Origin of the sequence: Rhizobacter koreensis (assembly GCF_013366375.1) — a bacterium.
Taxonomy (GTDB): domain Bacteria; phylum Pseudomonadota; class Gammaproteobacteria; order Burkholderiales; family Burkholderiaceae_C; genus Schlegelella_A; species Schlegelella_A koreensis.
This window is the reverse complement of record NZ_JABWMJ010000005.1, coordinates 36,364-48,121: the sequence shown is the minus strand read 5'-3', so window position 1 is coordinate 48,121 and position 11,758 is coordinate 36,364. Positions and strand designations below refer to the sequence as shown.

General features: G+C 71.0%; 10 protein-coding genes. 5 read left to right on the top strand and 5 right to left on the bottom strand.

All coding sequences use genetic code 11. From position 1 onward, the window contains the following. Positions 1-72 precede the first annotated feature (72 nt). The 3 genes from HQN59_RS11745 to HQN59_RS11735 all read left to right on the top strand — a co-directional run bounded on the left by HQN59_RS11745 (position 73) and on the right by HQN59_RS11735 (position 2,905). Complete coding sequence (locus HQN59_RS11745; RefSeq protein ID WP_176069294.1) at positions 73-1,248, top strand: LysM peptidoglycan-binding domain-containing protein; 1,176 nt, start codon at positions 73-75, stop codon at positions 1,246-1,248. A 10-nt stretch (positions 1,249-1,258) separates the two neighbouring features. Next, positions 1,259-2,362, top strand: a complete 1,104-nt coding sequence (dprA, locus tag HQN59_RS11740; RefSeq protein ID WP_176069293.1) for a DNA-processing protein DprA — start codon at positions 1,259-1,261, stop codon at positions 2,360-2,362. Positions 2,363-2,452: 90 nt separating this feature from the next. Next, positions 2,453-2,905 carry a Smg family protein gene (locus HQN59_RS11735; protein WP_176069292.1) on the top strand — a complete coding sequence of 151 codons (453 nt, stop codon included), beginning with the start codon at positions 2,453-2,455 and terminating at the stop codon, positions 2,903-2,905. 167 nt (positions 2,906-3,072) lie between these two features. Here the strand turns inward: HQN59_RS11735 and HQN59_RS11730 are convergent, their stop codons facing one another. The 5 genes from HQN59_RS11730 to HQN59_RS11710 form a co-directional block, all read right to left on the bottom strand. Beyond that, positions 3,073-5,349: a DUF1631 family protein gene (locus HQN59_RS11730; protein ID WP_176069291.1), complete on the bottom strand. Its 2,277-nt coding sequence runs from the start codon at positions 5,347-5,349 to the stop codon at positions 3,073-3,075. Positions 5,350-5,388: 39 nt separating this feature from the next. Continuing rightward, positions 5,389-6,423: a protein translocase subunit SecF gene (gene secF, locus HQN59_RS11725; protein ID WP_176069290.1), complete on the bottom strand. Its 1,035-nt coding sequence runs from the start codon at positions 6,421-6,423 to the stop codon at positions 5,389-5,391. Between the two features lie 71 nt (positions 6,424-6,494). Next, positions 6,495-8,366 (bottom strand): protein translocase subunit SecD, encoded by a 1,872-nt coding sequence (secD, locus tag HQN59_RS11720; protein ID WP_176069289.1) that lies wholly within the window; start codon positions 8,364-8,366, stop codon positions 6,495-6,497. Positions 8,367-8,397: 31 nt separating this feature from the next. After that, on the bottom strand, positions 8,398-8,739 hold the full coding sequence (gene yajC / locus HQN59_RS11715) for a preprotein translocase subunit YajC (RefSeq protein WP_176069288.1): 342 nt from the start codon (positions 8,737-8,739) through the stop codon (positions 8,398-8,400). A 63-nt stretch (positions 8,740-8,802) separates the two neighbouring features. Further along, positions 8,803-9,972, bottom strand: a complete 1,170-nt coding sequence (locus tag HQN59_RS11710) for a metallophosphoesterase (protein ID WP_217704067.1) — start codon at positions 9,970-9,972, stop codon at positions 8,803-8,805. 368 nt (positions 9,973-10,340) lie between these two features. Between HQN59_RS11710 and modA the strand changes: the two genes are divergently transcribed. Together modA and modB are read left to right on the top strand one after the other, a co-directional pair. Continuing rightward, on the top strand, positions 10,341-11,078 hold the full coding sequence (modA, locus tag HQN59_RS11705; protein ID WP_176069286.1) for a molybdate ABC transporter substrate-binding protein: 738 nt from the start codon (positions 10,341-10,343) through the stop codon (positions 11,076-11,078). Beyond that, on the top strand, positions 11,075-11,758 hold the full coding sequence (gene modB, locus HQN59_RS11700; protein ID WP_176069285.1) for a molybdate ABC transporter permease subunit: 684 nt from the start codon (positions 11,075-11,077) through the stop codon (positions 11,756-11,758). The genes modA and modB overlap by 4 nt, the downstream gene beginning before the upstream one ends.

Genomic DNA, 11,758 nt, shown 5'->3' with positions numbered 1-11,758 from the left:
CGCCATCGAGAATCCCTCCGCGCTTTCACTCGCGCCATCCGGCGTGCCGCCACCCATCGAGACCTGCTTCCTATGAGTCGTCGTATCCGCTTCGCCCTCACGACCGGGGGCGCCGTCGCCGCGGCTCAGCTCGCGCTGGCGCTCGCCGCGCCGGCGGCGCACGCAGCGAACTATCCGGTCACCCCCGAGCAGCGCAGCATCGCCGCGCGCACGGCGGAAACCGGCATTCCGGTGTCCGAGCTGGTTCCCAACGCGCCCGACACGTACACGGTCCGCCCGCGCGACACGCTGTGGGACATCTCGGCGATGTTCATCAAGAGCCCGTGGCGCTGGCCCGAGCTCTGGGGCATGAACCTCGAGCAGGTTCGCAACCCGCACCTCATCTACCCCGGCCAGGTGCTCGTGCTCGACACCTCCGACGGCCGCGCGCGCCTGCGCCTCGGCCGCCGCGTCGACGGCGGCGGCCCGCTCGGCGACGCCAGGCTGAGCCCGCGCGTGCGCTCGGAAGCGGTCGCGCTCGACGGCATCTCATCGATTCCGTTCAACCTGATCGAGCCGTTCCTCAACGAGGCGGTGATCTTCGAGACCAACGAGCTCAGCGCGGCGCCGCGCATCGTCGCCGCCCAGGAGGGCCGGGTGATGCTGTCGCGTGGCGACATTGCGTACGTTCGCGGCGAACTCGGCGGCCAGCGCGAGTACCGCATCTTCCGCACGCCGCGCGCGCTGAAGGACCCGACCACCAACGAGGTGCTCGGCTACGAGGCCACCTACGTCGGCTCGTCCGAGTACGTGCGCCAGGGCGAGACCCGCACCGGTGCCGACGGCAAGCCCGAGATCGTGCCGGCGACGTTCACCGTCACCAGCATTCGCCAGGAAGCCGGCATCGGCGACCGCCTCGCGCCGGTGCCGCCGCGCGACTACTCGAACTACGCGCCGCACGCGCCGGCCGCTCCGATGGACGGCCGCATCGTCTCGATCTACGGCGACGCCCTGACCGCCGGCCAGAACCAGATCGTCGCCCTCAACAAGGGTGCGCGCGACGGCATCGAGCGCGGCCACGTGCTCGCGCTGTGGCGCAGCGGCAGCTCGGTGCTCGACCGCACCGACGGCGGCCGCGAGCGCATCAGGCTGCCCGACGAGCGCCATGGCGTGCTGTTCGTGTTCCGCGTGTTCGACCGCATGTCGTACGCGCTGATCATGCAGGTGCAGGAACCGGTCAAGCCCGGCGACCGCTTCACGCAACCCTGATGCGCCCTTGATGGAGCCTGACGAGCTCGCGGCCTGGCTGCGCCTCGTCGAGGCGCCGGGCGTCGGCCGCGAAGGCGCCCGGCAGCTGCTGGCCGCGTTCGGCAGCGCACCGGCGGTGCTCGCCGCCGGCGTCGCCGAGCGTCGTGCCGTCGTCGGTGAGCGCACGGCTGCGGCACTCGCCGGTCCTGCTCCCGAGATCGAGGACCTGCTGGTGCGCACCCTCGAGTGGCTGCAGGCCGGCGCGGAACGGCGCGACATCATCGTGCTCGGCGACTCGCGCTACCCGCGCCTGCTGCTCGAAAGCGCCGATCCCCCACTGCTCCTCTACGCCGAAGGGCACGTCGATCTGCTGCAGGCCGACGCGGTCGCGGTGGTCGGCAGCCGCAACCCGACGCCGCAGGGACTTGCGGACGCGCGCGCGTTCGCAGCCGCGCTGAGCCGCTCCGGGCTGACGGTGGTGTCGGGCCTCGCGCTCGGCATCGACGGTGCGGCGCACGACGGCGCGCTCGACGGCAGCGGGTCGACGGTCGCGGTGGTGGGCACCGGCCTCGACCGCGTCTACCCGAAGAGCCACCTCAAGCTCGCCCACCGCATCGCTGCCGCCGGACTCATCGTCAGCGAGTTGCCGATCGGCACGCCGCCGCTGCCGCCGCACTTCCCGAGCCGCAACCGCATCATCGCGGGCCTCACGCGCGGCACGCTGGTCGTCGAGGCCGCGCTCGAATCCGGTTCGCTGATCACCGCGCGGCTCGCCGCCGAGGCCGGTCGCGACGTCTTCGCGATCCCGGGCTCGATCCACTCGCCGCTCGCGCGCGGCTGCCACGCGCTCATCAAGCAGGGCGCCAAGCTGGTCGACAGCGCCGCCGACGTCCTCGACGAACTCGGCGTCACGAGCGCGCCGGCCCTGCCGCGCGCGGTGGCGACCGCCGCCCCGCCAGCGAAGGAAGACGCGCTGCTCGCCGCGCTCGGCTTCGATCCGATCTCGATCGACAGCCTGGTGGAGCGCACGGGCCTGAGCGCCGGCGAGCTGAGCGTGCGCCTGCTCGACCATGAGCTCGAAGGCCGCGTGAAGCGGCTTCCCGGACAGCGCTTCCAGCGCGTCGCACATGGCTGACGTCGGCTCCGGCGGGCGCCCTCCAGCGGCCCCCGGCGGCCGATAACAATGCCCGCAGCCGGCTGAATTCACTGCGTTATAGTGGCCCGCATGTTCGACGTGCTCGTTTACCTGTACGAGAACTACTGGCGGCCAGACGCGTGCCCCGAGCACGACCAGCTGACCCGCAAGCTCTCGTCCGTCGGCTTCGAGTCCGACGAAATCGAAGAGGCGCTGACGTGGCTCGACGGCGTCGCCGCCGTCGCGCAGTCGCACGTCGGCGAGCAGGGCGCGCAGAGCGTGCGCGTCTACGCCCCGGTCGAGCAGGAGCACCTCGGCGACGCCTCGATCGGCTTCATCAGCTTCCTCGAATCGGCCGGCGTCCTGCCGCCGCCGATGCGCGAGATGGTGATCGACCGCGCGAGCGCGATCCCGGGCGGTCCGCTCAACCTCGAAGACCTCAAGATCATCGTCCTGATGGTCTTTTGGAGCCTCGGCGAGGAACCCGACGCGCTGATCCTCGACGAGCTTTTCGTCGACGAAGAGGATCGGCTGATCCACTGAACGGCCGTGTGCGGCGCCGCCCTGATCGGGCTGCGCGCGACGACGAGCGATGCCTCGTTGCCACGTGCGGATCGAGTCGGTGCGCACCCTTCCGGAAGTCGCCTCGTTTGGCCTCGCCTGGCGAGCCGGGGCCCGCGCCGCGCCGAGACGGCGCTCTTCGATTCGCGTTAGCTGACCAGCCGACTCGGGTCCGAGTCGAGCTTGGCCATCGCGCTGCGCGTCGCCTTGACGGTCAGCGACTCGTCCTGCGCCGGCACCAGAAGGCCGGCCTGCAGGAACGCGGCGAGGCGGTGCTGCTGGAACAGCACGCCACGGCCTTGCGGCGACACGAACAGCGTGAGCTGGCGCCGGAGGCCCTGCCAGGCGAGCTGCACCGCCTCGTTGCGGTTGCGGTAGTCGAGCATGTACCAGCTGCCGACCTGCAGCTCGCGGGCCCACGCGAGCATTGCCGGCGTCGGCATCGATCCGCCTTCGGCGACGACTTCGAGCTCCGAACTCTCGTGGCCCGACAGGTCGAGCACGAGCGACTCGTCGATCTCGACGTCCTCGGCCTCGGGCAGCAGTTCCTCGAGCGTCTCCAGGCGATTCATCAGCTCGTCCAGGCGCTCGTGCGAGATCGCCGCGGTCTTGGCCGTGAACGCCGCGGCCAGCGAGCTGTTGAGACGCTGGATGTGCTCGTCCTGTTTCGGGATCGGGATGCCGGCCTCGTCCATGCCGTCGCGCAGCGTCTTGAGGAGCGGCGGCAGGCGCCGGATCACCTCGGCGCGCTCGGCGCGCGACACCTTGGCGCTCGCGGACCAGATGAGGTCGGCGGCAGCGCGCTTCATGTCCTTGGTGGCGTCGCTCTGCAACCCCGACTTGACGGCGGTGGTCGCGAGCACGTCGGCCCAGACGTGGAACAGGAAGTCACGGATGCCTTCCTGGACCGGCACCTCGTTGAGCATCTTGCGCAGCTCGATGGTGAACTGGATCGCCATCGTCTCGCGTTGCTCGACCTGCTGGGCCAGCGAGACGCCCTTCCTGCTCGCCTCGTTCTCGTTGCGGAAATAGTGCTCGAGGAACTTCTCGAACTCGCCGAGCACGGTCTGGAACACGCGCCGGCCGGTGTCGGGGTAGGCCTCGACGACCTGCACGACGCGCTTGATCTCCTTCTCGAGCAGGTCGCCGACGACGCGCGTTCCGGAGTCGAAGCCCATCACGCACGAGCCCATGCGGTCGATGAGGCGGCGTGCCGGGTGGTCGACCGTGGCGAAGAAGTCGGGCTCCGAGACGGCGACGCGCAGCACCGGCATCTGCAGGCGCGCGAACCACACCCGCACCGTGGCGGGGATCGCGTCTTCCGTGAGGATGCTCTGGAACAGCAGCGCGACGATCTCGATGGTCGCGCGCTCGACCGGCGTGGCGGCGGCCTGCTTGAGCGCGTTCTTGCGCTGCTGCAGCTCGTCCAGCAGCTGCGGCGTACCGACCATGCCCTGCTCGGCCGCGCCGACACGGCGCGCGAGCCCTTCCTGAGCTTCGGCGATCGCGGCGTTCAGCCGCGGCGACGGCGGCGGCCGTGCTCGCGAGGTGTCGACGAACTCGGGCAGCTGGCGCGCGATCAGGCGATTCAGCCGGCCGACGATCGCCTCCGGCTGGTCGGGACCGTGCGCGAGCCCGGCCGCGCGCGTCATCATCCGCGTCTCCTCGCCGACCTCGCTGCGGATCGGGCCGCCGCGCGCGCCCGGCCGCGAGTCGGCGATCCCCGAGCCGAGCACGGTCGACGCACCGCCATCGGTCCGACCATGGCTGGTGCGCCGGATGAACGGTCTGAGGTCGACCTCGGGGAGCACCTTGCGCTCGATCAGGAAGCGGTTGGTCTCGTGGTATGCCTCTTCGGCGAAGTGCGAGAACTCGTCGTGCAGCACCGACTGCAGCGTGCGCCAGGCGTCGAGCGTCAGCGGCGCCGAAAGCCACGCCGAGGTGACGATGCGCGCGAACACGTGCGGGCGCAGGATGTCGTTCGGGTCGAGCTCGTCGCGCCCCTCGAGCACGTTCATGCGCGAACGCAGGTCGGTGAACTCCCACGAGGCCCGGTCCATCATCGCCAGCGCCAGGCGCGAGCTCAGGATCTCGTGCTCGATGGTGTCGTCGTCGACGAGGCTGAGCTTGTTCGGCGCCGCCGGCAGCGGGAGGTCGCCGAGCCGGGTGGCCGACACCAGGCCGTTCGAGACCGCGCCGCGCAGCACCTGCGCCATGCCCTGCAGCCACATCGGCAGCGCCACCTGCAGGACCGGCAGCAACTCGCGCCGCTTCATCGCGAGCGCCGGCTCGGCGACGCTCGCGGCCAGCAGTTTGGCGCCCTGGTCGACCGCCTGCACGATGGCAGGCATCCCGCCTAGCAACCGCTCCGCGTAAGACCGCCTCGCCTGCTGGGCCAATGCCGTCGGGTTGGCGGGGGTCGGCATGAGGAAGGGGCGCGCTCGTCCTGCAGAGTCGAGGGGACTCTACACCACCGCTCCCGCGTTCGGGTCGTCCGGATCGGTCTCCTTGCGGCCCGGCTTGATGAGGTCCTCGCGCTTGACGCCCAGCCACATCGCGATGGCCGCGGCAACGAACACCGACGAGTAGATGCCGAAGCAGATGCCGATGGTCAGGGCGACCGCGAAGTACTTGAGCGTCTCGCCGCCGAACACCAGCATCGACAGCACCATCATCTGCGTGCTGCCGTGGGTGATGACGGTGCGACTGATCGTGCTGGTGATCGCGTGGTCGATCACCTCGCGCGTGTTCATCTTGCGAAAGCGCCGGAACGCTTCGCGGATCCGGTCGAAGATGACGACCGACTCGTTCACCGAGTAGCCCAGCACCGCCAGCACGCCTGCGAGCACCGAGAGCGAGAACTCCCACTGGAAGAAGGCGAAGAACCCCAGGATGATGATGACGTCGTGCAGGTTCGCGACGATCGCGGCGACCGCGAACTTCCACTCGAAGCGGAACGCGAGGTAGATCATGATGCCGATGACCACGAAGGCGAGCGCCTTCGCGCCGTCCTCGGCGAGCTCGCGGCCCACCTGCGGGCCGACCACCTCGTTGCGCTGCAGGCGCACCGGCTCGGCGCCACCCGCGGCGGTGCACGCCTGACGCGTGCTCGCCTCGCCCGTGCTCGAGGTGCTGGCGCGCGTCTCGACGCTGCCGCCTTCGGCCCGGCACAGCTCGCCGAACACGCGCGTGACGACATCGGCCTGCGCCCCCGCGCCGCTCGCCGGCAGGCGGATCAGCACGTCGCGCGAGCTGCCGAACGGTTGGACCGTCGCGCCGCTGATGCCCATGCGCTCGACGGTCGAGCGGATCTTCGGCACGTCGGCGGCGTTCGCATAGCTCGTCTCGAGCAGCGTGCCGCCGGTGAACTCGATCGAGAAGTGCAGGCCGCGCGTGGCAAGGAAGAAGACCGCAGCCAGGAACGTCACCGCCGAGATGACGTTGAGCACCAGCGCGTGCCGCATGAACGGGATGTCACGCCGGATCCGGAAGAATTCCATCGCTTGCTCTCAGAAGTGAGCCGGCCCGCCACGAAGGCAGCGGGCCGGCCGGATGCCGCAGGGGTTGGAGGTCAGGCCTTGGCCGGGGCGCCCGGCGTCGGCTTCCAGACCTGGCCGATCGAGACGCTCTGCAGGCGCTTCTTGCGGCCGTACCAGAGGTTGACGAGGCCGCGCGAGAACACGACCGCCGAGAACATCGACGTGAGGATGCCCAGGCAGTGGACGATCGCGAAGCCGCGCACCGGCCCGGAGCCGAACGCGAGCAGCGCGATGCCGGCGATGAGGGTCGTGATGTTCGAGTCGAGGATGGTCGCCCACGCGCGTTCGTAGCCGGTGTGGATCGCGACCTGCGGTGCCGCGCCGGAGCGCAGTTCCTCGCGCACCCGTTCGTTGATCAGCACGTTGGCGTCGATCGCCATGCCCAGCGTGAGCGCGATCGCCGCGATGCCCGGCAGCGTCAGCGTCGCCTGCAGCATCGACAGCAGGGCCACCAGCAGCAGCAGGTTGAAGCCGAGCGCGAGCGTCGAAAACACGCCGAACAGCAGGTAGTAGACGCACATGAACACCGCGATCGCGATGAAGCCGTACAGCACGCTGTTGAAGCCCTTGCCGATGTTCTCGGCGCCCAGGCTCGGGCCGATCGTGCTCTCCTGGATGATCTCCATCGGCGCCGCGAGCGAACCGGCGCGCAGCAGCAGCGCGGTGTCGTTGGCTTCCTGCGTGGTCATCGCGCCGGAGATCTGGAAGCGCGAGCCCAGCTCGCCGCGGATCACCGGCGCCGTCACGACTTCGCCCTTGCCCTTCTCGAAGAGCAGGATCGCCATGCGCTTGCCGATGTTCTCGCGCGAGATGTCGCGCATGATGCGCGCGCCGTTGCTGTCGACGGTGAGGTGCACCGCCGGCTGCTGCTTGTCGTCGAAGCCGGGCTGCGCGTCGGTCAGGCTCTCGCCGGTCAGCACCACCTGGCGCTTCACGATCAGCGGCAGGCCGCCGCGTTCGGTGTAGCGCTCGGTGCCGAACGGAACCGGGCCGTTGCCGCGCGCGGCGCTCTGCGCCTCGACGCTGTCGTCGACCATGCGCAGCTCGAGCGTCGCGGTGCGACCGATGATCTGCTTGGCGCGCGCGGTGTCCTGGATGCCCGGGAGCTCGATCAGCACGCGGTCGGGGCCCTGCTGCTGGATCACCGGCTCGGCGACGCCGAGCTCGTTGACGCGGTTGTGCAGCGTCGTGATGTTCTGGGTGATCGCCGCACCCTGCACGCGACGCGCCGCCTCGGGCTTGAGGCGGCCCGTGAGCTTCATGCCGGCCGGGTCGGCGCCCTCGATCCAGTCGAGATCGGGCAGCTGGTCCTGCAGCACGCGAAGCGCCGCGACCAGCGTCTCGCGGTCGCGGAACTTGACGTCGACGTCGTTGCCGTCGCGCGTGATGCCGGCATGACGGACGTTCTTGTCGCGCAGCATCAGGCGTACGTCGCCGGTCAGCGCCTCGGCGCGCTTGGTCAGCGCGGCCTGCATGTCGACCTGCATCAGGAAGTGCACCCCGCCGCGCAGGTCGAGGCCGAGGAACATCGGCGCCGCGCCGAGCTTGCTCAGCCAGGCCGGCGTGCGCGAGAGCAGGTTGAGCGCGACGACGTAGTTGGGGTCCTGCGGGTCGCGGTTGAGCGCGGCCGAGAGTGCGTCCTTGGCCTTGGCCTGGGTGTCCAGGTCGGCGAAGCGCGCCTTGACCGAGTTGCCCTCGAAGCGCACGAAGTCGGCCGCGAGGCCGGCGTCCTTGAGGATCTGCGCGACCCGCTTCTCGAGCGCGGCGTCGACCTTGAGCGTCGCCTTGGCGCTGCTGACCTGCACCGCAGGCGCTTCGGGGAAGAAGTTGGGCAGCGTGTAGATCACGCCGACGAGCAGCGCGACCACGAGGATCGCGTACTTCCAGATCGGATAGCGGTTCACGACGCGACTCCCGGGGCAGGTCCCGCCGTGTTCACTTGAGGGTGCCCTTGGGCATCACCTGGACCACCGCGGCGCGCTGGATCTGGATCTCGACCCCGCTGGCGACCTCGATCGAGACGAAGGTCTCGCCGAGCTTGGAGATGCGGCCGAGCAGCCCGCCCGACGTGACGACCTCGTCGCCCTTGGCGAGGGCCTCGATCATCGCCTTGTGCTCCTTCTGCCGGCGCATCTGCGGCCGGATCATGATGAAGTACAGCACCGCGAACATCAGCAGCAGCGGCAGCATGCCCGAGAGACCGCCGAGCGCGCCCATCCCCGAGTCGGTCCCCGCGGCGGGAGGCGCGGCTTGTGCGTAGGCTTCGGAAATGAACACGGCTGGGCCCTCTGAACGCCGGTCTGAAGCGCCGGCAAAGCCGCCGATTGTAAGTCGGCGTCCCTAGCGGCCCGGCGCGCCGGAGTGGGCCGCGGGGACATCCGAGCTCGACGCCCGCACCAGCCGCAGCAGCGTGATCTCGGACGGCGCGCCGAAGCGCTTGGGCGGGCCCCAGTAGCCGGTGCCGCGACTGGTGTAGACCCACATGCGCCCCCACCGATGCAGGCCGGCGGTGAACGGCTGCTGCAGCGGCACGAACAAGTTCCAGGGCAGGAACTGACCACCGTGGGTGTGGCCCGAGAGCTGCAGGTCGAAGCCCGCGCGCTCGGCGGCATCGGCGCTGCGCGGCTGGTGTGCCAGCAGCACCTTCGGCGCATGCGCAGGCGCCCCGGCGAGCGCCGCGGCCGGGTCGCTGCGCTGCCCGGGCGCGAAGTGGTGCGCGCCGAAGTCGGTGACGCCACCGAGCACGAGCTCGGCGCCGCCCTGGCGGATCAGGACGTGCTCGTTCATCAGCACCTTGACGCCGAGCCGGCCGAGCTCGCGCACCCAGGGCTCCGCGCCCGAGTAGTACTCGTGGTTGCCGGTGACGAAATAGCTGCCGTGACGCGCTTCGAGGGCGGCGAGCGGCGCCACGTGCCCGGCGAGCTCGCGCACCGAGCCGTCGACCAGATCTCCGGTGATCGCCACGACGTCGGGCCGCTCGCGGTTCACCGCCTCGACGATCGCTTGCACGAAGCCACCCTTGATGGTCGGGCCGACGTGGACGTCGCTGATCTGCGCGATGGTGAAGCCTTCTAGCGCCGGCGGCAGGTCGGCGAGCGCCACGTCGACCCGCGCGATGCGCGGCGTGCGACGGGCGTTCGCGAAGCCCCAGAGCGAGGCCAGCGCGCCGAGCAGCGGCACCGCATAAGCCGAGTCGCGCACGAACGCCGTGCGCACGTCGAAGCCCGGCAGCACGCCTTCGGCGATCGCAAACGCACCGATCGCGAGGTCGCGCAGCAGCGTCAGCACGAACAGCGACGAGAAGAGGCCCATCAGCACGAGCCCGGCCCAGGTCAGCACCTCGTCGCGGCGCGAACCGGCACGCCGCCGGCGTCCGAGTCCGAACGGCAGCAGCGCCGCCGAGGCCGCCATCAGCACGCCGAACACGAAGCCTGCGACGGGAGGAAGGTCGAAGCCGATGCGCAGCGCCACGTACGCGTGGAGCAGCCACGACAGCAGGTGAAGGGACAAGCGGGATCCTCGAAGTGGGCGTCGCGACGCGGCGCGGCCGCGGCGAGCAGGTGGCCGTAGGTGGGTATGCACGGCGCGGCTTCAATGGAGAGGGACGAGGACGCGAGGCGGGCGAGGTCGTCGATGCGGCCTTCGGACGCAGCGACACGTGCATCGACGACGCGGACCTCGACCTGGCTCCCCGACCCGTCGTTCGGCGCTCGATCGAGCCGGCCGGGCCGCCCCGCGTGCCGCGCCGCGGCGTCTGCCGGCCGCGCGCGACGGCGTTCCCGCTGTGGCTATAGTGCCCCGTGCCCTCCGCCCCCCTGCTTCGAATTGCCGGCGCGGCCGGCCGCGTCCACCGGCTGGCTCGTGCGCTTGCCGCATCCGTGTGGCTGCCGCTCCTCCTGTTCGCCGGCTTCCCCGAGGCGGCACGTGCCGCCGACCTCACGGTCTCGGTGGCGAGCAGCCTGACCCAGGCATTCCGCGAGCTCGCGCAGGCGTTCGAGGCGAGCGAGCGCGGCACCACCGTGCGCGTCAACGTCGGGTCGTCGGGTGCCCTCCTGCAGCAGATGGTTCACGGCGCGCCGGTCGACGTGTTCGCGAGCGCCGACGAGCGCACCATGGACGAGGCCGAGCGGCGCGGCCTGCTGGTGCCGGGCACGCGCATTCCGCTCGCGACCAACCAGCTCACGCTAGTCGTGCCGCGCGCCGCGCTCGAACCGCCGGCAGCGCTCGCCGACCTGCAGCGGGCGCCGTTCCGCCGCATCGCGATCGGCCAGCCCACCAGCGTGCCGGCGGGGCTCTATGCCAAGGGCGCGCTCGAGCGCGCGGGGCTCTGGGGCGCGCTGGAGCCCAGGCTCGTGATGGTGCATTCGGTACGCCAGGCCCTCGACTACGTGGCACGCGGCGAAGTCGACGCCGGCTTCGTCTACGCGACCGACGCGGCGCTGCTGCCCGATGCGGTACGGGTCGCGTTCACGGTGCCGACCGACCCGCCGGTGCGCTACCCGCTCGCGCTGGTCGCCGGCGGGCCGAGCCCCGTCACGGCGCGCCGGTTCTTCGCGTTCGTCACGACGCCGGCGGCGCAGGCGGTGCTCGCGCGCCACGGCTTCGGCAAGCCGTGAGCGCGCTCGAGCCGGCCTGGATCGCGCTCGGACTGTCGCTGAAGGTCGCCGCCTGGGCGACCGCGCTCAACCTGGTGCTCGGCGTCGGCGCGGGCTGGGCGCTGGCGCGCGGGCGCTTTCCCGGCCGTGAGCTGCTCGACTCGCTCCTCCTGCTGCCGATGGTGCTGCCGCCCACGGTGCTCGGCTATTACCTGCTGGTCGTCGTCGGGCGCAACGGCTGGGTGGGTCGCTGGCTCGACGCCGGGTTCGGCATTCGCCTCGTTTTCACCTGGCAGGGCGCGGTGCTGGCCGCGGCGGTGGTCGGCTTCCCGTTCGTCTGCAAGGCGGCGCGCGCCGCCTTCGAGGCGGTCGATTCGGTCTATCTCGACGCATCGCGCGTGCTCGGTGTCGGCGGCACGGCGCTGTTCTTCCGCGTGGCCCTGCCGCTCGCATGGCGCGGCATCCTCGCTGGCGTGCTGCTCGCATTCGCGCGCGCGCTCGGCGAGTTCGGCGCGACGCTGATGGTCGCCGGCAGCATCCCCGGCCAGACCCAGACCGTCTCGATCGCGGTCTACGAGGCGGTGCAGGCCGGCCAGGATGCGATCGCCAACACGATGGTGCTGATGACGTCCGTCGCGTGCGTCGCCATACTCCTGCTCGCGGGCCGTCTGGCGCCGCCGCGCGCCGGGCTGCGCGGCTGA

Coding starts and splice junctions, on each gene's coding strand:
- HQN59_RS11735 (WP_176069292.1), top strand. CDS start 2,453: ATGTTCGACGTGCTCGTTTACCTGTACGAGAACTACTGGCGGCCAGAC.
- HQN59_RS11745 (WP_176069294.1), top strand. CDS start 73: ATGAGTCGTCGTATCCGCTTCGCCCTCACGACCGGGGGCGCCGTCGCC.
- HQN59_RS11730 (WP_176069291.1), bottom strand. CDS start 5,349: ATGCCGACCCCCGCCAACCCGACGGCATTGGCCCAGCAGGCGAGGCGG.
- secF (WP_176069290.1), bottom strand. CDS start 6,423: ATGGAATTCTTCCGGATCCGGCGTGACATCCCGTTCATGCGGCACGCG.
- dprA (WP_176069293.1), top strand. CDS start 1,259: ATGGAGCCTGACGAGCTCGCGGCCTGGCTGCGCCTCGTCGAGGCGCCG.